The organism is Paraburkholderia caffeinilytica, assembly GCF_046030355.1.
Classification (GTDB): domain Bacteria; phylum Pseudomonadota; class Gammaproteobacteria; order Burkholderiales; family Burkholderiaceae; genus Paraburkholderia; species Paraburkholderia caffeinilytica_B.
In genome coordinates this window covers 1-21,935 of record NZ_JAQQCQ010000045.1, presented here as the reverse complement: position 1 = coordinate 21,935, position 21,935 = coordinate 1, and the positions used below count along the sequence as shown (strand labels likewise).

21 protein-coding genes are annotated in these 21,935 nt (G+C 63.3%); 13 read left to right on the top strand and 8 right to left on the bottom strand.

All coding sequences use genetic code 11. From position 1 onward, the window contains the following. Positions 1-396: 4Fe-4S dicluster domain-containing protein (locus tag PQQ95_RS36120; protein WP_408447077.1), on the top strand; the 396-nt coding region annotated here is incomplete at its 5' end. 156 nt (positions 397-552) lie between these two features. On the opposite strand, the gene PQQ95_RS36115 is transcribed toward PQQ95_RS36120, so the two are convergent. From PQQ95_RS36115 to PQQ95_RS36100, 4 genes are all read right to left on the bottom strand, one after another. Beyond that, complete coding sequence (locus tag PQQ95_RS36115) at positions 553-2,028, bottom strand: tetratricopeptide repeat protein (RefSeq protein WP_408447074.1); 1,476 nt, start codon at positions 2,026-2,028, stop codon at positions 553-555. A 47-nt stretch (positions 2,029-2,075) separates the two neighbouring features. Beyond that, complete coding sequence (aroC, locus tag PQQ95_RS36110) at positions 2,076-3,176, bottom strand: chorismate synthase (protein WP_408447071.1); 1,101 nt, start codon at positions 3,174-3,176, stop codon at positions 2,076-2,078. A 232-nt stretch (positions 3,177-3,408) separates the two neighbouring features. Next, positions 3,409-5,346 carry an MFS transporter gene (locus tag PQQ95_RS36105; protein ID WP_408447069.1) on the bottom strand — a complete coding sequence of 646 codons (1,938 nt, stop codon included), beginning with the start codon at positions 5,344-5,346 and terminating at the stop codon, positions 3,409-3,411. Between the two features lie 146 nt (positions 5,347-5,492). Then, the gene (locus PQQ95_RS36100; protein ID WP_115780518.1) at positions 5,493-5,957 is read right to left on the bottom strand and encodes a CBS domain-containing protein; all 465 of its coding nucleotides are present in this window, start codon (positions 5,955-5,957) and stop codon (positions 5,493-5,495) included. Between the two features lie 250 nt (positions 5,958-6,207). On the opposite strand from PQQ95_RS36100, the gene PQQ95_RS36095 reads away from it, so the two are divergent. From PQQ95_RS36095 to PQQ95_RS36085, 3 genes are all read left to right on the top strand, one after another. Continuing rightward, the gene (locus PQQ95_RS36095) at positions 6,208-7,746 is read left to right on the top strand and encodes an O-acetylhomoserine aminocarboxypropyltransferase (RefSeq protein ID WP_408447066.1); all 1,539 of its coding nucleotides are present in this window, start codon (positions 6,208-6,210) and stop codon (positions 7,744-7,746) included. After that, on the top strand, positions 7,743-8,588 hold the full coding sequence (locus tag PQQ95_RS36090) for an alpha/beta fold hydrolase (RefSeq protein ID WP_408447063.1): 846 nt from the start codon (positions 7,743-7,745) through the stop codon (positions 8,586-8,588). The genes PQQ95_RS36095 and PQQ95_RS36090 overlap by 4 nt, the downstream gene beginning before the upstream one ends. A 199-nt stretch (positions 8,589-8,787) precedes the next feature. After that, complete coding sequence (locus tag PQQ95_RS36085) at positions 8,788-9,108, top strand: Mpo1-like protein (RefSeq protein WP_012433756.1); 321 nt, start codon at positions 8,788-8,790, stop codon at positions 9,106-9,108. A gap of 185 nt (positions 9,109-9,293) precedes the next feature. On the opposite strand, the gene PQQ95_RS36080 is transcribed toward PQQ95_RS36085, so the two are convergent. Continuing rightward, on the bottom strand, positions 9,294-10,607 hold the full coding sequence (locus tag PQQ95_RS36080; RefSeq protein ID WP_408447060.1) for a YihY family inner membrane protein: 1,314 nt from the start codon (positions 10,605-10,607) through the stop codon (positions 9,294-9,296). Between the two features lie 120 nt (positions 10,608-10,727). Here PQQ95_RS36080 and wrbA point away from each other — a divergent pair, with 120 nt between their 5' ends. From wrbA to PQQ95_RS36060, 4 genes are all read left to right on the top strand, one after another. After that, on the top strand, positions 10,728-11,330 hold the full coding sequence (gene wrbA, locus PQQ95_RS36075; RefSeq protein ID WP_408447058.1) for an NAD(P)H:quinone oxidoreductase: 603 nt from the start codon (positions 10,728-10,730) through the stop codon (positions 11,328-11,330). 194 nt (positions 11,331-11,524) lie between these two features. Further along, positions 11,525-11,953 carry a DUF2069 domain-containing protein gene (locus PQQ95_RS36070; protein WP_408447079.1) on the top strand — a complete coding sequence of 143 codons (429 nt, stop codon included), beginning with the start codon at positions 11,525-11,527 and terminating at the stop codon, positions 11,951-11,953. A gap of 50 nt (positions 11,954-12,003) precedes the next feature. Next, positions 12,004-13,422 (top strand): FAD-binding oxidoreductase, encoded by a 1,419-nt coding sequence (locus PQQ95_RS36065; RefSeq protein WP_408447055.1) that lies wholly within the window; start codon positions 12,004-12,006, stop codon positions 13,420-13,422. A 51-nt stretch (positions 13,423-13,473) separates the two neighbouring features. Continuing rightward, a complete protein-coding gene (locus tag PQQ95_RS36060) occupies positions 13,474-14,280 on the top strand; it encodes a metallophosphoesterase (protein ID WP_408447053.1) in 807 nt (268 codons plus the stop codon). Between the two features lie 48 nt (positions 14,281-14,328). On the opposite strand, the gene PQQ95_RS36055 is transcribed toward PQQ95_RS36060, so the two are convergent. Further along, positions 14,329-14,496 carry a hypothetical protein gene (locus PQQ95_RS36055; protein ID WP_408447050.1) on the bottom strand — a complete coding sequence of 56 codons (168 nt, stop codon included), beginning with the start codon at positions 14,494-14,496 and terminating at the stop codon, positions 14,329-14,331. 47 nt (positions 14,497-14,543) lie between these two features. Here PQQ95_RS36055 and PQQ95_RS36050 point away from each other — a divergent pair, with 47 nt between their 5' ends. Beyond that, positions 14,544-15,263, top strand: a complete 720-nt coding sequence (locus PQQ95_RS36050; protein ID WP_408447047.1) for an SOS response-associated peptidase — start codon at positions 14,544-14,546, stop codon at positions 15,261-15,263. An 18-nt stretch (positions 15,264-15,281) separates the two neighbouring features. Here the strand turns inward: PQQ95_RS36050 and PQQ95_RS36045 are convergent, their stop codons facing one another. Together PQQ95_RS36045 and PQQ95_RS36040 are read right to left on the bottom strand one after the other, a co-directional pair. Next, entirely contained in the window at positions 15,282-15,440 is a 159-nt protein-coding gene (locus PQQ95_RS36045; RefSeq protein WP_408447044.1) for a hypothetical protein, read from the bottom strand. Between the two features lie 200 nt (positions 15,441-15,640). Further along, a complete protein-coding gene (locus tag PQQ95_RS36040; protein WP_408447041.1) occupies positions 15,641-16,579 on the bottom strand; it encodes a LysR family transcriptional regulator in 939 nt (312 codons plus the stop codon). Positions 16,580-16,837: 258 nt separating this feature from the next. On the opposite strand from PQQ95_RS36040, the gene PQQ95_RS36035 reads away from it, so the two are divergent. From PQQ95_RS36035 to PQQ95_RS36020, 4 genes are read left to right on the top strand one after another with little or no spacing between them, the layout of a single operon-like run. Next, on the top strand, positions 16,838-18,565 hold the full coding sequence (locus tag PQQ95_RS36035) for an efflux transporter outer membrane subunit (protein WP_408447038.1): 1,728 nt from the start codon (positions 16,838-16,840) through the stop codon (positions 18,563-18,565). A 12-nt stretch (positions 18,566-18,577) separates the two neighbouring features. After that, on the top strand, positions 18,578-20,788 hold the full coding sequence (locus PQQ95_RS36030) for an FUSC family protein (RefSeq protein WP_408447035.1): 2,211 nt from the start codon (positions 18,578-18,580) through the stop codon (positions 20,786-20,788). Then, on the top strand, positions 20,778-20,978 hold the full coding sequence (locus PQQ95_RS36025) for a DUF1656 domain-containing protein (protein ID WP_408447032.1): 201 nt from the start codon (positions 20,778-20,780) through the stop codon (positions 20,976-20,978). The genes PQQ95_RS36030 and PQQ95_RS36025 overlap by 11 nt, the downstream gene beginning before the upstream one ends. 13 nt (positions 20,979-20,991) lie before the next feature. Further along, positions 20,992-21,852, top strand: coding sequence for an efflux RND transporter periplasmic adaptor subunit (locus tag PQQ95_RS36020; protein ID WP_408447029.1), 861 nt, complete (start codon positions 20,992-20,994; stop codon positions 21,850-21,852). Positions 21,853-21,935: the final 83 nt, after the last annotated feature.

The following is a 21,935-nucleotide window of genomic DNA, read 5'->3' as shown; positions in this document are numbered from 1 at the left end:
CTGCATCACCAGCATTCCGATCACGAGATGCTGAAGCCGGCTTCGCAGTGCAAGCCGATCGTGTATCCGAAGCCGGATGGCAAGCTGACGTTCGACCGGTTGTCTTCGGTGTTCATTTCGAACACCAACCATGAGGAGAACCAGCCGGCTCACCTGACGCTGAAAGATCCGTCAGTGCCGGTGAATGTGAACTGGCAGACCTATGCCGGTCCGGAGTCACGCTACTGCCCGGCCGCTGTCTATGAGTTCGTGAAGAACGATGATGGCAGCGAGCGGCTGGTGATCAACGCGCAGAACTGCGTGCACTGCAAGACCTGCGATATCAAGGACCCGACGCAGAACATCGTGTGGGTGACGCCTGAAGGCGGTGGTGGGCCCAACTATCCGAATATGTAATTCGGTGTTTGTTTGCCGTGCGCGGAGCCTGTTTATCTGTCCGCGTGCGGCACGCAGTCAATCGCTCCGGGCGGGCAAAAAATCAAGATGCATCTGCAAGTGCCGCAGCAGGTGCAGGTGCAGGTGCATTATCAACGCCGCCGCACAGCAAAAAGCTCAAGCACCCCGCACCGTTTCAATCCGCTCCCGCACGCTAGCCAGCACCGGCGCCCACGCGCCAATTTCAGGCTGACGAAAGAGCTCAATCGAATCGTACCAGGCCGTGGTCCGCGACTCGTCGCCCCAAAACCACGCCGACACATGATCGATCATCAAACAGGTCGGCACACCGAGCGCTCCCGCCAGATGCGCGGGCCCGCTGTCAATCGTGACGACCAGATCCAGATTCGCCAGCAACGCAGCGACATCGTCGAATCCGGACTGAAAATGGTGAGTCAGGTCGACAACCTCGAGACCTTGAGCCTGCCACTGCGCGACCGTCTCGCTGCGCCCAGGCGACAACGCAAACCAGGTCACACCCGGCACGGTCAATAGTGTCTCGAGTTGTTCAACGGGCACCGACCGCCGGCTATCGCGGATATGGTCAGGATTGCCGTTCCACACCAGGCCGATTTTGCGATTGCCCGGCTTGCCGGCCGTGTGGGCTTGAACCCACTCGCGCCAGACCTGCGCGCGTGCGGGCTCCGCGCTCAGATACGGCACACCCCAGCCGGTTGCATCAAAGACGCCAAACCGCAGCGGCAAGCTCATCAACCCGCAATGGAAATCAGGCTGCGTTTCAAGGCTCGTTTCCAACGGCAAGTCAGCCGGCAGCATTCGTTCGAATAGATGCCGCAACGGCCCGTCGTGACCGAAAATCACCCGGCCGCCCTCCCGGCGCGCCCGCTCGGCCAGCAACGGTAAAAAGCGCACCGCCCAAAGACAGTCGCCATTGCCTTGCTCGCCGTACACGACCAGCGTTTTGCCTTCCAGTGACTCGCCCTGCCAATGCGCGCTGATCGCAGCGAGCGCATGCTGCGCGTCATTCAAATCGTTGCCGAACGCCATGCGCGATTCGTAATTCGCCCAGCCTTCGGCGAAACGCCCCGTGCGGATTTCGAGTTCCGACAGATCGAACAGGGCATGCACGTTATCCGGCGATAACACGAGCACCTGCCTCAGCAAGGCTTCAGCTTCGGCAAAACGGGCCTGCTCCTTGATGCACAATGCGAGCTTGTGAAGCGCCACCGGATTGCCGGGCACGACACGCACGGCTTCGCGCAGCAGCCGCTCAGCGGTGTGGAAGTCGTTGCTTTGTTGCACGGCCGCTGCGCGCCAGATCAGCGCGTTGGCGTCTTCGCCGTTCCGTTCGAGAAGCAGCGTAGTGGCGGACTCGACGAGTGCCCAATCACGCACGATGAACGCCGTCTGCGCAATTGTGTGAAGCAGCGTGGATTCGCAAGCGGGATCGAGTTGATAGGCGCGCACCAATGCTACAAGCGCTTCGCGCTGGCGGGCTTTGTCGCGCCCGGCGTGTTGCAGCAGCGTTTGTCCTAACGCGAGGCAATCGGTCGCGCGAGCCTGCGGCGCGGCGGCACGCGCGCGCAGATCCACAAGTTGGCTATCTGCCGGCTCGGTGTTTATATCGGTCATTGAAACGAAGCTGCGCGCGCAGTATGAAGACGCTCGGCGAGCGCCCGTTACGGCGCGCTCGCCGCGATCTTCGGTGTGCTCACAGCGACGTCGCCGCATTGCGCACGGTGACGCAGCGCGTGGTCGATCAGCACCAGCGCGAGCATGGATTCGGCGATCGGCGTGGCACGGATGCCGACGCACGGGTCGTGACGCCCAAACGTTTCGACGATGACCGGCTGCCCTGCCTTGTCGATCGAGCGGCGTGGCGTGCGGATACTCGAAGTCGGCTTGATCGCGATCGACACCGTGATGTCCTGCCCGGTCGAAATACCGCCGAGCACGCCACCCGCGTGATTGCCGACAAAGCCTTCCGGCGTCAATTCGTCGCCATGCACCGAGCCGCGTTGCGCGACGCTGGCGAAGCCCGCGCCGATTTCCACGCCCTTCACCGCGTTGATGCCCATCATGGCGTGCGCGATGTCCGCGTCAAGGCGATCGAACAGCGGTTCGCCGAGTCCGACCGGCACGCCGGAAGCCACGACATTGATGCGCGCGCCGATCGAGTCGCCGTCTTTACGCAATGCGTCCATATAGGCTTCCAGCTCCGGCACGATCTCCGCATTCGGGACGAAAAACGGGTTCTCACGCACATGCGCCCAGTCGACGAACGGCACGTTGATCTCGCCGAGCGCCGACATGTAGCCGCGAATCTCCGTGCCGAATTTTTCGCGCAGCCATTTCTTCGCCACCGCGCCTGCCGCCACTGTCGGCGCAGTCAGACGGGCCGACGAACGGCCGCCGCCGCGATAGTCGCGAATGCCGTATTTCTGCCAGTAGGCGTAATCGGCGTGACCGGGGCGGAAGGTGTCGGCGATATTGCCGTAATCCTTGCTGCGCTGGTCCGTATTGCGGATCAGCAGCGCGATCGGCGCGCCGGTGGTCTGGCCTTCGAACACACCCGACAGGATCTCGACCTTGTCTTCTTCCTGGCGCTGCGTAACGTGGCGCGACGTGCCGGGTTTGCGGCGGTCGAGTTCGAGCTGGATGTCGGCTTCGCCGAGCGCCATGCCCGGCGGGCAGCCGTCGATCACGCAGCCGATAGCGGGGCCGTGCGATTCGCCGAAGGTCGTGACTGTGAAAAGCGTACCGAGCGTATTGCCGGACATGGGCGTCGTCCAAAGAAATGCGGGGAAAGCGCCATTATGCCAGCCCTAAAGGGGCTAGGGCCCGGATGCGTACCGGCCTATGTCTTCTGGACAAGTCGCGTGAGGGGCGCAGCGGCACGAGTGGGCGCACAGGATGCCCGACCCATCGGGATGGATACTTTCGCTAGTGGCGTCACGCGGCAATTTGCAGCACGATCCCGACCGGCGTCGGATATCCATCCACATTGCCGCGTTACTTCCGCGCCCCACGCAACTCCGTGACGATCTGTTGCAGCACTTCCGGTGTCGCGTGCGCCGGATCGATCGGCTCCCCCACCGCCAGCGTCAGCCGGCTCATCACGCCCTTCTGGATCGGCCGCGGCCAGCGGGCGTCGCTGGCGCGTGAAAACACGCTTCCCCACAGGCCGCGCAGCGCCATCGGTATCACCGGCGCCGGCGTGCGGCGAATGATCTCGGTCACGCCGTGGCGGAACGGATTCATCTCGCCGGTCTTCGTCAGCTTGCCTTCCGGGAAGATGCAGACCAGATCGCCCTCGGCGAGCGCCTCCGCGCAGCGCTCATAGGCGCGCGTCAGCAGTGCCGGATCCTGATGGGCGGGTGCGATCGGAATCGCTTTCGCATGGCGGAACACCCAGCCGGCGAACGGCGACTTGAAAATCTGATGGTCCATCACGAAACGGATCGGCCTCGGACTCTCGGCCATGATGACGATCGCGTCGACAAAACTCACGTGATTGCACACCAGCACGGCCGCGCCCTCTTCCGGAATCCGTTCGGCATGCACGAGACGAATCCGGTAGAACGTATGCACCAGCACCCAGGCGATAAAGCGCAGTAAAAACTCGGGCACGAGCGAATAAATGTACGTCGCGACGACGATGTTCAGCAGCGCGGTGACGAGGAAAATCGCCGGAATGCTGAAGCCCGCCGCGGTCAGGCCCATCGCCATCAGCGCCGAGACGATCATGAACAGCGAATTCAGAATATTGTTCGCGGCGATGATACGCGCGCGGTGGGTCGGCTGGCTCCGGCTCTGGATCAGCGCATAGAGCGGCACGCTATAGAAACCGCCGAACATGGCTAGCAGAAACAGATCGGCCAGCACGCGCCAATGAGCAGGCCGCACGATGAATTCGCCGACGCTCAGCAAATGGCCGGCGGCCGGCAACGCATGACTCGCGAAGAATAGATCGATCGCAAACACGCTCATGCCGATCGAGCCGAGCGGCACGAGGCCGATTTCGATACGGCGCTTCGAGAGCTTTTCGCACATCAGCGAACCGAGGCCGATGCCGATCGAGAACGTGCCGAGCAACACGGTCACCACGTCCGGATCGGCGGACAGCACATTTTTCGCGAAACTGAAAAACGAAGACAGAAAAGTCGCGCCGACGAACCACAGCCAGGAAATCCCCAGCAGACTCAGAAACACAGTCCGGTTCTCGCGCGCGAGTTTCAGGTTGCGCCAGGTCTCGCTGACCGGATTCCAGTTGATGCGCAGATCGGGCTGTGGGGCCGCCGTGACAGGCACGAAGTTCGACACCAGCCGCCCCACCAGCGCAATACCGACACAGGCACAGGCCAGCACCACCGCGCCGTGCTCGACAAATCCCGCGGCCACGCCGCCGACGATCGTGCCGATCAGGATCGCGACGAAGGTACCCATCTCGACCATCCCGTTACCGCCGACCAGTTCCGACTTCGACAGATGCTGCGGCAGATACGAATACTTGACCGGTCCGAACACGGTCGAGTGGACGCCCATCAGAAACGTGCACAGATACAGCAGCGGCGCGCTATGCAGCCAGAACCCCGCGCCGCCGATCAACATCACGACGATTTCGAAGCTCTTGACGAAGCGCGTGAGCATCGCCTTGTCGTACTTGTCCGCGATCTGGCCGGAGGTGGCCGACAGCAGCACGAACGGCAGAATGAAGATCGCCGAAATCAGGAACGCCGCGGTTTTCGGATCGACGCCGGAAAAGCGCGCCGCCTGATACGTGACGAGCGACGTGAAGCCGATCTTGAAGACGTTGTCGTTCATCGCGCCAAGAAACTGGGTCCAGAAAAACGGCGCGAAGCGGCGCTGGCCGAGCAGGCGGAACTGCGACTCGTGCGCGTCCTGAGGGCGGGCGGTACGGCGGGCGGCAGGTAACGGACGATCGCTCATGAAGTTCGGAGAACAGCCTAAAAGAGCAACAAAGGGAAAAAGGGCCGGGCACAAAAAAAGCGCACGCTTTCGCGCGCGCCCTGACTGCATCTTCACACTCACGGCAACGGCGCAAGCGCCGCGGTGAGCCACCGCGCGTTAGTGATTTAGCGCGGCGCCGGTTGCTGCTCCTGCGGCTCTTCCGGCCAGTCGCGGATGTAGGCCTTGAGCATGCGGTTTTCGAAGCCCTGCTCCTCGACGACTGCCTTCGCAACGTCGTAGAACGAAATCACGCCCATCAGCGTGCGGCTCTCCAGCACCGGCAAATAGCGCACGTGATGCTCGAGCATCATGCGACGAACCTCGTTGACGTCCGTTTCGGGCGTGCAGGTGAGCGGGTGGTCATCCATCAGCTTGCGGATCGTGGAGGTGCCGAGGCTGCCACCATGCTTGCTCAAGGTCAGAATGATTTCACGAAACGTCAGCATGCCGACGAGATCGCCGTACTCCATCACGACCAGCGAGCCGATATCGTGCTCCGCCATCGTATTGACTGCGTCGTGCAGCGTTGTGTCCGGCGTGACCGTAAAAAGGGTGTTGCCTTTGACTTTAAGAATGTCGCTGACTCGCATGTTCTGTCTCCGTGATACCCGCTAAGCTGATATTGCCTGAATGACTTTCGATCCTAGCGGAAAGGCCCATAAAAGGAAAGCGGCCCGCCCACCAAGGCGCCACGGGCGTTTGCAGGGGCAGCCAGGTGCCGTTCAGCGCGCCCGCATTCGCCAACCCGCGGGAAAACCGCGCTTGAAGCGATCCATGCCGGTGATAGGATGACCGCCACTTTCACCTTTCGCGAGGCCGTCCGTGGCCTCGCCGCCCAGGATGTCCGCCAACCGTTTCGATACGCTTGCGCTGCACGCCGGCGCCGCGCCCGACCCGACCACCGGCGCGCGCGCCACGCCTATTTACCAGACTACCTCGTTTTCGTTCCGCGACTCGGACCACGCCGCGGCGCTCTTCAATATGGAACGCGCCGGCCACGTCTATTCGCGCATCTCGAATCCGACCGTGGCCGTATTCGAGGAACGGGTTGCCGCGCTGGAAAACGGCGCGGGCGCGATCGGCACCGCCAGCGGCCAGGCCGCATTGCATCTGGCAATCGCCACGTTGATGGGCGCCGGCTCTCATATCGTCGCCTCCAGCGCGCTGTACGGCGGCTCGCATAACCTGCTGCACTACACGCTGCGGCGTTTCGGCATCGAGACGACCTTCGTCAAACCGGGCGACCTCGACGCGTGGCGCTCCGCGCTACGCCCGAATACGCGCCTGCTGTTCGGCGAAACACTCGGCAACCCGGGCCTCGACGTGCTCGATATCGCCGCGGTGGCGCAGCTCGCGCATGAGCACCGCGTGCCGCTGCTGGTCGATTCGACCTTCACCACACCTTACCTGCTCAAGCCGTTCGAGCACGGCGCCGACTTCGTCTATCACTCGGCGACCAAATTCCTCGGCGGCCACGGCACCACGATCGGCGGTGTACTCGTGGACGGGGGCACCTTCGACTTCAACGCGTCCGGCCGCTTCCCCGAATTTACCGAGCCGTACGAGGGCTTTCACGGCATGGTGTTCGCCGAGGAAAGCACAGTCGCGCCGTTGCTCCTGCGCGCGCGCCGCGAGGGCTTGCGCGACTTCGGCGCATGCCTGCATCCCCAGGCCGCCTGGCAACTTCTGCAAGGCATCGAGACGCTGCCGCTGCGCATGGAACGGCACGTCGCGAATACACGCAGGGTGGTCGAATTCCTGTGCGCACACCCAGCCGTCGAAGCCGTCGCTTACCCGGAACTGCCGTCGCATCCGGACCACGCGCTCGCGAAGCGTCTGCTGGCACGTGGCGCGGGCGCGGTATTCAGCTTCAATCTGCGCGGCGACCGCGCCGCCGGACGCAGCTTTATTGAAGCGTTGTCGCTGTTCTCCCATCTCGCGAACGTCGGCGACGCGCGCTCCCTGGTCATCCATCCCGCATCGACGACGCATTTCCGCATGGACGCCGCCGCGCTCGCCGCAGCCGGCATCGCTGAGGGCACGATCCGCCTGTCGATCGGCCTCGAAGACCCCGACGATCTGATCGACGACCTCAAACGGGCACTGAAAGCCGCGCAGAAAGCGAGCGGAACGACGGCGCCGGGAAGCGGGTCATCCGGTCCGTCCAGCGTGGCAAAAAACAGCGAGTCGAACTCAGCCGCTGCTTCGACTAACAGCAGTTCCGTCAAATCAGCCGCTGCTCCGACTCAAAGCAACCCCACCAAATCAGCCGCGGCTCAAACCAACGGCAACCTCTCCGTTTCATCCGCTGCTCCGACAGCCGGCAACCCATCCGCCCCGCCCGCCGATGCCACCAAGCCCCGCCCGGAGTCCGCATGATCCTCACCGTTCAAGACAAGCCGGCTTACGCGTATACCGGCGGCAAACCATTCGACCGCAACCTGCCAACCGCAGTGTTCATCCATGGCGCCGAGCATGACCATAGCGTGTGGGCGTTGCAAACGCGTTACTTCGCGCACCACGGCTTCAGCGTGCTGGCGGTCGATCTGCCCGGACACTGCCGCAGCGCCGGTCCGGCGCTCACCACCGTTACAGCAATGGCCGACTGGCTGGCCGCCCTGCTCGACGCCGCCGGCGTACAGCGCGCATTCGTGGCCGGCCACAGCATGGGCTCGTTGATCGCACTCGACTTCGCCGGCCGCTATCCGGAGCGCGTGACGCACCTGGCGCTGCTCGCCACCGCCGTGCCCATGGCCGTCTCCGACGCCTTGCTCGACGCCGCCCTGCATCGCGAGCCCGATGCAATCGGCATGGTCAATCAATGGTCGCATTCGACACTTGCCGCCAAACCGTCATGTCCCGGCCCGGGCTTCTGGCTGCACGGCATGAACCAGCGGCTGATGGAACGTGTCTCTGCGAACGGCGAGCCGCACCTGTTCCACACCGATTTCACCGCCTGCAACAGCTACGCGGACGGCCTCACACGCGCCACCGCGGTGCGTTGCCCAACGCGCCTGATCGTGGGCCGGCGCGATGCGATGACGCCGCCGCGTGCGGCCAAGGCGCTCGCCGACGCGCTCTCCCGGGCCGGCGTACCCGTCGACACTGTCGTGCTTGAAGCCGGCCATGCGTTGATGACCGAGCAGCCCGATGCCACGCTCGACGCGCTGTTCAGCTTCGCCTCGAAGGCCACAAACACCGTTCCAGACGGCGTTCGATAATTACTGCGAGCCGTCACGATAACCGGGCAAGCCGAGGCGCGCCATCGGCCGAATGGCCAGGTTGCGCGCATGCCCCGATAGCCGCACAATGGGTCAAGCCTGTCCTGTTTCACGCGCGTTTCGAGCATGCCGGCGCGCGGCGCAGCAACGTGGGAGCGACGGGCACGGAATGGAGTAGCGTCGACATTCGGAGGCTGTGATGGCTCAAACCGCGCACACCGATCACTTCGCGAGTTTCGCGGAGTTCTATCCGTATTACCTGAGCGAACATCGCAACACGGTATCGCGGCGGCTGCATTTCGTGGGTTCGCTCGGCGTGATCGGTTGCCTCGCCATGGCGCTCGCCACCGGTGACTGGCTATGGCTGCCGGCTGCCGTAATCTGTGGATACGGCTTTGCCTGGGTCGGGCATTTCTTCTTCGAGAAGAACCGGCCGGCTACCTTCAGGCATCCGCTTTATAGCCTGATGGGCGATTGGGTGATGTTCAAGGACATCTGCGTCGGGAAAATTTCGCTTTAGGTTTGCCGCCGCTTTTGTGTCCAGCTTCGGTGTCCGGCTGTTGTGTCCCGCTGTTGCGTTTCTTTCCCGCTGCGATGACTTCACTGTAAATTCAACCTGCCTCATAAGGCATTCGAATTGCCACGTTTCGCGGTAAGCCTGGTCCGTGTGATGTGGATTCCCGCTACCACCGTTTCGCCACCGCTTCAGGCAGCCTGATGAGGCATTGAAGAAGCGCCCTGCTCGCTTTCCTGCGTGCGCGTCGCCCGCGCGGCGGCTCGCACCGCCAGCAGTGTGGCGAGCGTCACTTTCAGCTTGTCGTTTTCCAGCGCCGCCAGAAGCGTCTGACCATCCACGCGCGTAGAGTCCAATTCAAGCTGATATTCGAGCTCCGCGCGGTCGATCACGAACAGGTTGAACAGACGCTCGACCGTGATCTGCGCCGGATTCGCCAGCAGCAGGAAATGCGGACGCGTGCCGTCGTCCTCCAGGCGCGCAATCCACTCGATCTCCTCGAGCTTTTGCAGCAGGTGGAGGGTGGTATCCATCTCACGGCGCAGCATGCGCGAGAGTTCTTGCACCGTGTAACCGCGCTTGCCTGCATCGCGCGCTTCCGAGAGCCGCGCGAGGAGTTCAAGCGAGTCGAACAGATCGCTGCCCTCAAAAGTCGGCCGGTGAAACTGGCCGATGCGGATCGCCGGCAACGCTGAGGCGATCATCGCGCCGGCCAGCGCGATGAACCAGCAGAGGTACATCCACAGCAGGAATAGCGGCACAGCGGCAAAGGCGCCGTACACCGCGGTATAGGTAGGAATGCGGCGCACGTAATAACCAAAGCCGCGCTTGGCGAGTTCAAAAGCAATCGCGGCAGTAATTCCGCCGATCACCGCGTCGCGCCATTCCACCCGGCAGTTCGGCAGGAACACGTAGAGCATCGTAAAGGCGAGCGCTGTCAACGGCAGCGCGGCGCCGGTCAGCGCCCAGTCGATCACAGACGGAATATGCTGGGCGGCCGTCAACGCAATGGACCGCGTAAACAGATAGGAAGAAATCGACAGGCTCACGCCGATCAGAATCGGACCGAGCGTGATGATTGCCCAGTAGACCAGAATGCGCTGCGCGATCGGCCGCGCCTTGCGCACCCGCCAGATCACGTTGAAAGCGGATTCCACGGTCATCATCGTCATCACGGCGGTGACGAACAGAAAGATCATGCCGATGGTCGTGAGGCCCTTGGCCTTCGAAGCAAACTCGTTCAGATAGTTGAAAATCTGACTGTTGAGTTGCGCAGGCATCAGATGGTCGGCGAGAAAAATCTGCAGCGACATCTGAAACGAACTGAAAATCGGAAACGCGGTGAACAGCGCAAACGCGACCGTAGCAAGCGGCACGAGCGAAAGCATGGTGGTGAACGTGAGGCTGCCGGCCACCTGCGGAATGCGGTCTTCGCTACTGCGCTTCGCTGCAAACTGTGCGAGCCGTTTGAGCGTGTCGAGATCGAAACGCACCCTGGACAACAAACCTGCCTCCTTGCTTCATAAAACGGTGTTTCAGGACCCTGCGCGAGGCCTGGCCGAATGGCTATGGATGGCCTGTGCAGCGGACCCAGCCCCTATAATACCCGTTCACCGATGAGGCCTATGAAAGACATTCTCGTGCTCTATTACAGCCGTCACGGCGCCACGCGCGAGCTTGCGCTGGCGATCGCGCACGGCGTCGACAGCGTCCCCGGCATGCAGGCGCGCGTGCGCACCGTGCCGGCGGTTTCCACCGTTTGCGAAGCCACCCAGCCGGATATTCCCGCTGAAGGACCGCCCTACGTCGAACTGCGCGACCTCGAGGAATGCGCCGGTCTCGCGCTCGGTTCACCCACCCGCTTCGGCAACATGGCGGCTGCGCTGAAATATTTTCTCGACAGCACCACGCCGCAGTGGCTCTCCGGCGCGCTGTCAGGCAAACCGGCCTGTGTGTTCACGTCCACCGGCAGCTTGCACGGTGGCCAGGAGTCGACGCTGCTGTCGATGATGCTGCCGCTTCTGCATCACGGCATGCTGATCGTCGGCATTCCGTACACCGAGAGCGCGCTCTCCACCACGCAAACCGGCGGCACGCCTTACGGCGCGTCGCATTTCGCACGCGCAGGCACCGCCGAACAGGGCATCTCCGCCGACGAAAAAACGCTTGCGATTGCCCTCGGCGCACGCGTTGCCCGCACCGCGGCGTCCATGAGCGAACGGCCGTGAGTGAGCCGGACGAACATACACGCATGAGCGGTTCAGGGGCTCCAATGACAGCGAGCGAGCCGGACGTACCGCCGGCCACGAGCAGCAGTGAGCAGGATGCGGGCCCGCCCGAGACCGGCCACGATGCGCCACAAACCGGCACGTCAGCGGCAAACACCGCAACCAGCCCATCCCTGCCGGCAACCGGTATCCCCATGCAGCCCGTGCAGCAAAAACGCACTGCCGCATTCGGCGCCGTCGCCGCTTTGCTCGCGCTGATAGTGCTATCCGTCGCGTGGGAATGGTGGCTCGCGCCACTGCGTCCGGGCGGCTCGGCGCTGGTGCTCAAAGCCGTGCCGCTGCTGCTCGCCCTGCCCGGCGTGTGGCGGCACCGGCTTTACACGCTGCAATGGGCGTCGATGCTGATCCTCCTGTATTTTGCCGAGGGCATCGTGCGCGGCTGGAGCGACCGCGGCCTGAGCGCGCGCCTCGGCTGGCTCGAAGCCGCCCTCGCCGTGGTTTTTTTCGTCTGCACACTCGCCTATGTCGCGCCGTTCAAGCGCGCGGCAAAACGCGCAGCGAGGCAGGCAGCAGTAGAGAACACAAAGCAGAACACCGGGCGGATCGAGGGAAGCACACGCTGAGAACACCGCTTCCCGCATAACCTGACCGCCGAACAACCTGACCGACCAACATGACCCAAGCCGCTTTCCTCACCGCTTGCCGCGACGCCATCGGCGGCGCCCAGGTGCTGACCGACCCGCACGACACCGCCCCCTACCTCACCGATTGGCGCCGCCGCTACACCGGCGCGGCCTGCGCAGTGCTCTGCCCGGCCACGCCTGACGAAGTCGCGGCGCTCGTCAAACTCGCCGTCGAACATCGCATCGCACTGGTGCCGCAAGGCGGCAACACCGGTCTGGCCGGCGGCGCCACGCCGGATACGAGCGGCGCGCAAGCGGTCATCAGTTTGCGGCGCCTGAATCGCGTGCGCGACATCGATCCGCACAACAACACGATCACGGTCGAAGCCGGCGTCATCCTCGCTGAAGTGCAGAAGCATGCCGAGGAGGCCGGCCGCCTGTTCCCGCTGAGCCTCGCCGCGGAAGGCAGCTGCACGATCGGCGGCAATCTCGCCACCAACGCGGGCGGCACCGGCGTACTGCGCTACGGCAACACGCGCGAGCTGTGCCTCGGTCTGGAAGTGGTCACCGCGCAAGGCGAACTGTGGGACGGCCTGCGCGGGCTGCGCAAGGACAACACGGGTTACGACCTGCGCGATCTGTTCATCGGCGCGGAAGGCACGCTCGGCATCATCACCGCCGCCGTGCTCAAGCTGCATCCGCAGCCGGCCGCGCGCGTCACGGCGCTCGCCGCGCTCGCGTCGCCGCATGCGGCGCTCGATTTCCTGTCGCTCACGCAACGCGTCGCCGGGCCGCTGCTGACCGGCTTCGAGCTGATGTCGGATTTCTGTCTGCGGCTAGTGGGCAGGCATTTCGAACAGATGCGCTATCCGTTTGCCGAACCGCATGCGCAAGTCGTGCTGTTGGAGTTGTCGGACAGCGAAAGCGAGGAGCACGCGCGCGGACTGTTCGAGCGACTGATGGAAACCGCGCTCGAAGAAGGCCTGGTCGAAGACGCGGTGGTCGCGGAAAATCTCACGCAATCGCGGGCGTTCTGGAATCTGCGCGAGCACATTCCGCTCGCGCAGGCTGAGGAAGGCCTGAACATCAAGCACGATATCGCGGTGCCGATTTCGCGCATCGGCCGGTTCATCGAGGAAACCGACGCGGCGATCGCGCAGGCGGTGCCGGGCGCGCGCATGGTCACGTTCGGGCATCTCGGCGACGGCAACCTGCATTACAACGTGCAGGCGCCCGAGGGCGTCGACGCTAAAGCCTTCCTCAAGACCTGGCAGGGTCCGATCAACCAGCTCGTCTATGACGGCGTGCACCGGCATCGTGGCAGCATCAGCGCGGAACACGGCCTCGGCCAGTTGAAGATCGACGAGGCAATGCACTACAAGCAGGATGTCGAGGTGCAGTTGATGCGCGCCGTCAAACGCGCGCTCGACCCGCTGAACCTGATGAATCCGGGCAAGGTGCTACGCTAGGATGTGAAGCCTTCGCCGTCTGGTGCGAAGCCCATTGCAGGAGTTGTCGCCGTGAAGATTCGAGTGCTGTCCGATCTGCATCTGGAGAACGACGAGCCCGAGTTGATCCCGCATGCCCACGCGGATCTGATCGTGCTGGCCGGCGACATCCACAATCACGCCGCCGGCCCGCGCTGGGCCGCGCAAACCTTCGACGGCGCCGTGCCGGTTGTCTACGTGCCCGGCAATCACGAGTATTACGACGGTGAATTCGGCGCGCTCGAAACCGCACTCTATGACGCAGCCGCGCAAGTCGACAACGTGCATGTGCTGAATAATGCCGCGCTGGTCGACCCGCAAGGCCGCTGGCGCGTGCTCGGCACCACCTTGTGGACCGACTTCGCGTTATACGGCGCGGATGCTCGCACGCTCGCCGCGTCCATCGCCGCATCGCGCCGCGCGATGCTCGACTTCCGCGGCCTGATCCAGATGAACTGGCCGCACGACACGCAGGATTCACCACGCGATTTCACGCCTGACGACTCCGTCGCGCTGCACCGGCGGGCTCGCACCTGGCTCGAAAACGAGCTGGCCAGGCCGTTCGACGGCAAGACGATCGTCGTCACGCATCACGCGCCACATCGGCTGAGTCTGGCGGAGCGCTACGCGGAGGACCTCGTGTCGGCCGGTTTCGTCAATCATTTGCCGGAACTGGTGCGCTCGCCCGTGGCACTGTGGATTCATGGGCATACGCATACACCGTTCGATTACACCGTGAACGGCACGCGCGTGGTCTGCAATCCGCGCGGCTATCTCGACCGGCGCAGCGGTCAGCCGGAGAATCCGGAGTTCAGGTGGGATAAGGTCGTCGAGATATAGCGTCGTCGGCTTGGGGCCGATCTGGGTAGCGCGGGCAGGCGGCACGCACTACGCTGTTGGTGTCGCCGGATTCGGGTCTCGCCGGCGCATGATCGGCGTTTCGGGCGTTTCGGGCGTTTCGGGCGTTTCGGGCGTTTCGGGCGTTTCGGGCGTTTCGGGCGTTTCGGGCGTTTCGAACGCTTCGAACGTCTCAGCGCCAAGCCAAATCGCCCGCATAACCCAAGTGCGTCACCCGCCAGGCCGGTCATCTCCGGAGGTCGCTCATGTGTGGTCGAATCAGCCAGTACCGCGATCCGCATCTGTACGCACAGCAGCTCGGCCTCGCCGATCCGTTGATGCTGTTCGACGACGCCGACCGCCGCCCTGGCTACAACCTCGCGCCGGGCACCCATCCACTCGCGATTTACCCGGACCAAACATTGCACGCAATCCATTGGGGTTATTGCCCGGATTGGGCACGCGAGCAGCATCTGCCGCAGACGATCAACGCGCGCGCCGAAACCGCGCCGCATACGCGCTACTTCAAAGATCTGTGGAAAACCGGGCGGGTATTGGTGCCGGCGGACGGCTGGTTCGAATGGCGCATGGAAACAGCGCCCGGAACATCAATCGAAGATAAAGCAGGAGAAACCGAGGCAACAATCCGCCAGCCCTACTTCGTACATCTGAAAAGCGATGCGCCGATGTACCTCGCGGCCTTATCCAGCGTACGCGGCACGGAACCGCAAACAGAAGGCATGGGACTGGTGATCGTGACAGCCACCGCGGACGCCGGCCTGATCGACGTGCACGGACGCCGCCCGCTGGTGTTCGCGCCGGAAGCTGCGCGCCGCTGGCTGGACCCCGCCCTGCAATTCGATGAACTCGAGCAGCTCGCTCGCAGCGCCTGCCTACCTGCCGCGCGATTTCGCTGGCACCGGGTAAGCCCAGCGGTGGACCGTACGCTCAACGACGAGCCGGGTCTGATCGAAGCACTGCATTGATGACCGTGCGTGCAAACCTCAGTGATCGCGCCTTTGCCCCTGCAGATCGGGACGCTCGACCTTGATCGGCACCAGTTGCGGCTGCTGAACACGCAGACGGCGCAGCAAATCACGCGATGCGGCGATTCCAATCAATCCAAGCATGACGGCCACGCCGATCATCAGATGCGTATCCATGAATCCCTCTTCCTTCAATTGTTGCGGTTGTTGCGATTTGCCGACCGGCGGCTAATTGAACGCGTCCAGCTGAATGCGGCAGCGCATGAATCACACGTTAGCAAATCGACCGCAGCGCAGAAGTAAGGAAATGTTGCGACGCGGCAGTTATGTAACAGGCATTCACGCCGCAATGACCAGGCGCCCTCCGCCGCGCCGCTTCAGGTACGCGCGAACTGGCGCAACTCTTCCTGATCGACCGCCAGCGTGCCGGGCAGTTCGTCGCGCAGGAATTCGACCCAGGTGCGAATTTTCGCGTCCAGATACTGCCGGGACGGATAGAGCGCATACAGATTCATTTCCTGCGACGTGTATTCCGGCAACAACCACACGAGATCACCGCTACGCAAACCGCTGATCGCCGAGTAGATCGGAATCAGTCCGATCCCCATGCCGTTGCTCACCGCCACCGACATGGCTTCGGCAACGTTGACCTGGAAGGTGGCGGGTCCGAGGGAGACCGTCTCCTCGCCGTTCGGGCCGTCGAAGGTCCATTTGTCGGTCGGAAACACCGGCGTGACCATTTGCAGGCACGTATGGCGCACCAGGTCAGAGGGCGTTTGCGGCACGCCATGCCGCTCGAGATAAGCCGGCGACGCGCAGGTGATGCTGAACGCGCTACCCAGCCGCTGCGACACCAGCCCTGAATCCGGCAGACCGGTTGCCAGGGTCAGCGACACGTCAAAACCTTCGTCGAGCAGGTCGGGCATGCGCTGCGCGAGCGTCAGTTCGATATGCACGTCGGGATAGCGCTCCTGATAGCGGCCCACCGCCGGCACCACATAGTGCTGGCCGAAGCTCGTCATGGCGTGGACCTTGAGCTTGCCGGACGGGCGCGCGTGGGCGTCGCTGGCCTCCGCTTCGGCCTGATCCACGTAGGCGAGAATCTGTTCGCAGCGCTGCAGGTAGCGCTCGCCCGCCTCGGTCAGCGCGATACGGCGCGTAGTGCGGTTCAGAAGACGCGTGCGCAGATGGGCTTCCAGGTCGGAAACCGCGCGCGACGCGTACGCCGTGGTCGTGTTCAGGTGCTGCGCGGCACCCGTAAAGCTGCCCGCTTCGACGACGCGGACAAATACGCGCATGTTTTGAAGCGTATCCATACTTTTCCCTATCCATCCGGAGCTAGCGCTTTGGCGGTCGGCCCGCGTTCGCGCTGTAGCGCGTTACCCGGCCCATGCAAAGCATTACCCCGGTCCCATGCAACAAAATTGGGTGTGATCGGCAGCGATTGTTACATGATTCGCAAAGGCGATTGTCTCATATTACGTAAAAATGCCTTGCATCTTTACCGGTTATTCCCCAATCAATCAAAAAATATAATGACGCACATGCTTCTATAGCCAATTTTGGAGGAAATCGTGCAGTCTCCGGTACAGAAAGGGATCGCCGCAACCGCGGTTCTTACGATCCTACTAACAATCGCCGGCTGTGCCAGTACCGGAGGCATCGCACCGCAGGAGCGCGGAATCGAGCCCTCCTCGCTCGATGCAGGCAACGCTATCCGGGCCGCCAACGCGGACGCCCAATGGCCGGCCGCCGACTGGTGGCGCGCCTATAACGACCCGCAGCTCAACGAGTGGGTCGAAGCCGCCCAAGCCGGCAGTCCGAGTCTCTCAATTGCCCAGGCGCGCGTGCGCGAAGCCATGTCGATGGCGGGCGTCGCCCGTTCGGCGCTGTCGCCGCAAGTGAACGGCAGCCTGTCGATCCAGCGGCAGAAATGGGCCGACAACCTCTATTACGGCCCCGGCCCGCTCGCGGGCGAGCAATCGTGGAACAACACCGGCACGCTGGGTCTGTCGTACAACCTCGATCTTTGGGGCAAGGACAAGAACGCGGCCGAACGCGCGCTCGACGCCGCTCACGCGAGCGCGGCGGACTTCCGCGCCGCCCAGCTCGAACTGGAAGGCAACGTGGTGCGCACATACATCGAGATGTCGATGAACTACGCGCTGCTCGATATCGCCAGATCCACGCTGCAGCAACAGCAACAGATCGTCGATCTGGCGAACCGGCGTCTGAAGGGCGGCATCGGCACCCAGCTCGAAGTGAGCCAGGCCGAAACGCCGATGCCGGAATACGAACGCCAGATCGACGCGATCGAGGAAAAGATCGCCCTCGGCCGCAATCAGCTAGCCGCGCTGGCCGGCAAGGGTCCGGGCGCGGGTGACGCCATCCAGCGGCCGACGCTCTCGCTCGACACCGCGCCCGCCAGTCTGCCGAGCGCGCTGCCCGCGGATCTGATCGGCCATCGGCCGGACGTGGTCGCGGCGCGCTGGACGGTAGCCGCGCAAGCGCGTGGTATCGACGTCGCCAAGGCCAGCTTCTATCCGGACATCAACCTGCTGGCGTCGATCGGCGGCTATGCGGCAATGGGGCCGCTGTTCCAGTTCCTGAAGGACCCATCGCATAGCTGGAGCGCGGGTCCGGCGCTGTCGTTGCCGATCTTCGACGGTGGTCGCCTGCGTTCGCAGCTCGGCGCGGCGTCGGCGGGTTACGACGAGGCGGTCGATCGCTATAACCAGTCGATCGTCGGCGCGCTGAAGGACATCTCCGATCAGGTGATCCGCATCCGTTCGCTCGCGACCCAGGCGCAGGACGCAGACCGTTCGGTCGCTGCGGCTCGCAGGAACTACGAGCTGTCCCGCGAAGGGTATCGGCGCGGTTTGACCGACTATCTGAATGTCCTGATCGCGCAAAATCAGCTGCTGCGGGCACAGGAAGGCGTCGCGAAGATTCAGGCCGAGCGGCTGGGCGCGCATGCGTCGCTGGTCACGGCTTTGGGTGGAGGACTCGACGAACCGGCCAACGGTCCGCAGGCCAACGAAACGTTGCCGGCGCATGGCAAGGGCAAAAACGCGACAGCAAGTTCGACTTCCGCGGCGCAGCCCTCGGACGCGCCGACGCAGACCGGCTCGGCGAGTCACGTGGATAACACCGCGCCCGCTGCCGCCACGCCACCAGCGCACAACCCTGCCGCCTCCGCGACAGGGCCGTCGGGCGCTGCTGTCAAACGGGCGCGCGACACCGGTATGAGCGCAGCGCTTAGCGCCTCTCACCCGTCCGCCACCGCGGCAACGGCTGAGTAAGGAAAGCCGACCATGTCAGCTTCCCCCTCCCCCGCCTCGCGCCCGGCCTCATTTGCCGCGCTCTACTCGGCCGCAGCCGACTGGGCGCGCACCGACGGCCTCACGTGGGTCTATCTGTTCAAAGCGCTGGCCGCCTGCTTTCTGGCGCTCGGTATCGCGATGAAACTCGACCTGCCGCAACCGCGCACCGCCATGACCACCGTGTTCATCGTGATGCAGCCGCAAAGCGGGATGGTGTTCGCCAAGAGCTTCTACCGGATCTGCGGCACGCTGGTCGGCCTCGTCGTGATGCTCGCGTTAATCGGCTTGTTCGCGCAGCAGCCGGAACTGTTCATCGTCGCGACCGCGATCTGGGTCGGCATCTGCACCGCGGGCGCCGCGCGCAATCGCAACTTCAAGTCCTACGGTTTCGTGCTGGCCGGCTATACCGCCGCGCTGATCGGTATTCCGGCCTCGCAGCATCCGGACGGCGCGTTTCTGAGCGCGCTCACGCGGGTAGCCGAAGTGGTGGTCGGCATCGTCTGCGCGGGCGCCGTCAGCGGCCTGGTGTTTCCGCAGTTCGCCGGCTTGCAGATGCGCGGCACCGTGCGCGCGCGTTTCTCGGCGTTCGTCGAGTATGTGTCGGCCTCGCTGGCAGGCCGCAACGACCGCGCGCAGATCGAAGCGACCAATGCGGGCTTTGTCGCCGACATCGTCGGTTTCGAAGCGGCGCGCAGTGTCGCCGTGTTCGAAGGCCCTGATTCACGGATGCGCGGCGGCCGTCTCGCACGTCTGAACAGCGAGTTCATGACCGCCTCGACACGCTTTCACGCGCTGCATCAATTGATGAACCGGCTGCGCGATACGCACACGAATGGCGCAAACGTCGCGGTCGGCGCGCTCGAACCGTACTTCAAGGAAATCGCCCCGCTGCTCGCGAAATCCGGCGAACCGGTGTTGAGCGCCGCGGATGCCGCGCACGCCGCCGCGCAACTCGACGCGTACAAAGGGGAGTTGCCCAAGCGGGTGCGCGCGACACGCGCCGCGCTGGAAACGCAGCCGGACGCCCCGCTGCTCGACTTCGACACCGGCGCCGAACTGCTATACCGCTTCATCGACGATCTGCACGCGTACGCGGCCACCTATGCATCGCTTGCCGTCGACTCGCACGAACGCGAGCGCTGGATCGAGCGTTACGAACCGAAGACGAACGGAATTGCCGCGGGTGTCGCCGGTTTGCGGGCGGCCATTGTGATGATGGTGCTCGGCGCGTTCTGGATTGCGACCGCATGGCCGAGCGGCTCGACCTTGACGCTGGACGCGGCGGCTGTGTGCGCGCTGGCGTCGTCGTCGCCGAATCCGAAGCGCACGGCGTTCCAGATGGCCGGCGGCACGCTGGTCGCCTCGGTGATGGGAATGATCGCGGTGTACGGCGTGTATCCGCACATCGACGGCTTTCCGCTGCTGTGCGCCGCGCTCACGCCGTTCCTGCTGCTCGGCGTATTCATGACGACGCGGCCCAAGCTGGCCGGCTACGGTGTCGGCTACTGCATTTTCTTCTGTTTCCTGGCCGGCCCGGACAACCTGATTCATTACGACCCGAGCGGCACCATTAACGACGCCATCGCGCTAGTCCTGTCGATGCTGGTCTGCGCGGTCGCCTTTGCCGTGCTGCTGCCGCCTTCGACACCGTGGCTGCGCAACCGCCTGCTGGTGGACCTGCGCCGCCAGGTGGCGCTGGCAAGCCGCGCGAGCATGCGCCGGGTGCGTTCGCGCTTCGAGAGCGGCGCACGTGATCTGATGTTCCAGATCAATGCGCTGGCACAGAACGAACCCGAGCTCAAGCGCGACACCTTGCGCTGGCTCTTCTCGGTGCTCGAAGTGGGCAACGCGATGATCGACTTGCGCCGCGAAATAGCGGCACTCCCCCGCGACGCGCGCTATGCGCAGACGATGCCGTGGCGCGTCACATTGCGGGCGATGCGCGACGCGGTGACCGCGCTGTTCGAACGGCCGCGCGCGGACCGCTTCGACCGCGCGCTGGCGGCGACCACCGACGCCATCGCCGCGGTTCAGCAGATGCTGGCCACTTTCACGCCGCCGCGTGAGGAGCGGCATCAGTTGCAACGCATTCTGAGTCAACTGCATTTCATTCGTACCGCGCTGCTCGATCCGCAATCGCCGCTTGAACCGCTGCTGAGCGGACGGGCCGACGCGTCAGAAGGAGTTCGTCATGCCACGTGATATCGCCGTTTTCGACGCCTACGTGCCGGCCATTGTGCTGCTGTTTATCGCGGGCGCCGCGCTTACCTGGATGTTGGACCGCGTGATTGCCTATACGGGCCTCTATCGCGTGGTGTGGCATCCGTCCTTGTTCCGGGCCAGTTTGCTCGTGTGTGTGTGCGGCGTGCTGGGTCTCGTCGTTTATCGTTGATCAGAGTCGAAACATGACCATCCGAAATATTGTTGGCTTCGTCGCGACAGCCATTATTTTTATCGTCGCCATTTTGATTGGGCGTGTGTTGTGGGTTCATTACATGGATGAACCGTGGACACGCGATGGGCGCGTGCGCGCTGAGATTGTGAATGTGGCGCCGGATGTTTCCGGCGCGGTTGTCGATTTGCCTGTTAAGGACAATCAGCTGGTGAAGAAAGGGGATCTGTTGATGCAGATCGATCCTTCGCATTATCAGATTGCGGTTGAGCAGGCGGAAGCGGCGGTTGCCGCGCGCAAGGCCGAGTTGCAGATGAAGCGCGATGATGCGCAGCGGCGGGCGGATATGGATGCTTTGGTCGTGTCCAAGGAGAGTCGTGAGAATGCGACTCACACTGCTTCTGCTGCTGAGGCTTCTTATCAGCAGGCGGTGGCTGCGCTTGATGCTGCGAAGTTGAATCTCGAGCGGACTCGCGTGGTGTCGCCGGTTGATGGGTATGTCACTAACCTGAATGTGTTTCGTGGCGATTATGCGACTGCGGGTTCCGCCAAGCTGGCGATTGTCGATAGTCATTCATTCTGGGTTTATGGCTATTTTGAAGAGACCAAGTTGCCTCGTGTTCGGATCGGCGATAAGGCTGAGGTGCGGCTCATGAGCGGTGGGACGCTGCAAGGGCATGTCGAGAGTATTTCTCGTGGGATTTATGATCGGGATAATCCTGAAAGCCGGGAGCTGCTGGCTGATGTGAATCCGACTTTTAATTGGGTTCGGCTTGCGCAGCGGGTACCCGTTCGGGTGAAGATTGATTTTGTGCCTGAGGGGGTTGTGTTGGCTGCTGGGATTACTTGTACTGTTGTTGTTAAGGCAAGTTGAATTTTTTTTGGCTTTGCGGTGGTTGGGGTTTGGTTGCTTGGTGCTTTGGTTTTTTATTCGATTGCTAATGGTTTATTAGCGTT

Coding starts and splice junctions, on each gene's coding strand:
- PQQ95_RS36115 (WP_408447074.1), bottom strand. CDS start 2,028: ATGACCGATATAAACACCGAGCCGGCAGATAGCCAACTTGTGGATCTG.
- aroC (WP_408447071.1), bottom strand. CDS start 3,176: ATGTCCGGCAATACGCTCGGTACGCTTTTCACAGTCACGACCTTCGGC.
- PQQ95_RS36105 (WP_408447069.1), bottom strand. CDS start 5,346: ATGAGCGATCGTCCGTTACCTGCCGCCCGCCGTACCGCCCGCCCTCAG.
- PQQ95_RS36100 (WP_115780518.1), bottom strand. CDS start 5,957: ATGCGAGTCAGCGACATTCTTAAAGTCAAAGGCAACACCCTTTTTACG.
- PQQ95_RS36095 (WP_408447066.1), top strand. CDS start 6,208: ATGTCCGCCAACCGTTTCGATACGCTTGCGCTGCACGCCGGCGCCGCG.
- PQQ95_RS36090 (WP_408447063.1), top strand. CDS start 7,743: ATGATCCTCACCGTTCAAGACAAGCCGGCTTACGCGTATACCGGCGGC.
- PQQ95_RS36085 (WP_012433756.1), top strand. CDS start 8,788: ATGGCTCAAACCGCGCACACCGATCACTTCGCGAGTTTCGCGGAGTTC.
- wrbA (WP_408447058.1), top strand. CDS start 10,728: ATGAAAGACATTCTCGTGCTCTATTACAGCCGTCACGGCGCCACGCGC.
- PQQ95_RS36070 (WP_408447079.1), top strand. CDS start 11,525: ATGCAGCCCGTGCAGCAAAAACGCACTGCCGCATTCGGCGCCGTCGCC.
- PQQ95_RS36065 (WP_408447055.1), top strand. CDS start 12,004: ATGACCCAAGCCGCTTTCCTCACCGCTTGCCGCGACGCCATCGGCGGC.
- PQQ95_RS36055 (WP_408447050.1), bottom strand. CDS start 14,496: ATGCGGGCGATTTGGCTTGGCGCTGAGACGTTCGAAGCGTTCGAAACG.
- PQQ95_RS36050 (WP_408447047.1), top strand. CDS start 14,544: ATGTGTGGTCGAATCAGCCAGTACCGCGATCCGCATCTGTACGCACAG.
- PQQ95_RS36045 (WP_408447044.1), bottom strand. CDS start 15,440: ATGGATACGCATCTGATGATCGGCGTGGCCGTCATGCTTGGATTGATT.
- PQQ95_RS36040 (WP_408447041.1), bottom strand. CDS start 16,579: ATGGATACGCTTCAAAACATGCGCGTATTTGTCCGCGTCGTCGAAGCG.
- PQQ95_RS36030 (WP_408447035.1), top strand. CDS start 18,578: ATGTCAGCTTCCCCCTCCCCCGCCTCGCGCCCGGCCTCATTTGCCGCG.
- PQQ95_RS36025 (WP_408447032.1), top strand. CDS start 20,778: ATGCCACGTGATATCGCCGTTTTCGACGCCTACGTGCCGGCCATTGTG.
- PQQ95_RS36020 (WP_408447029.1), top strand. CDS start 20,992: ATGACCATCCGAAATATTGTTGGCTTCGTCGCGACAGCCATTATTTTT.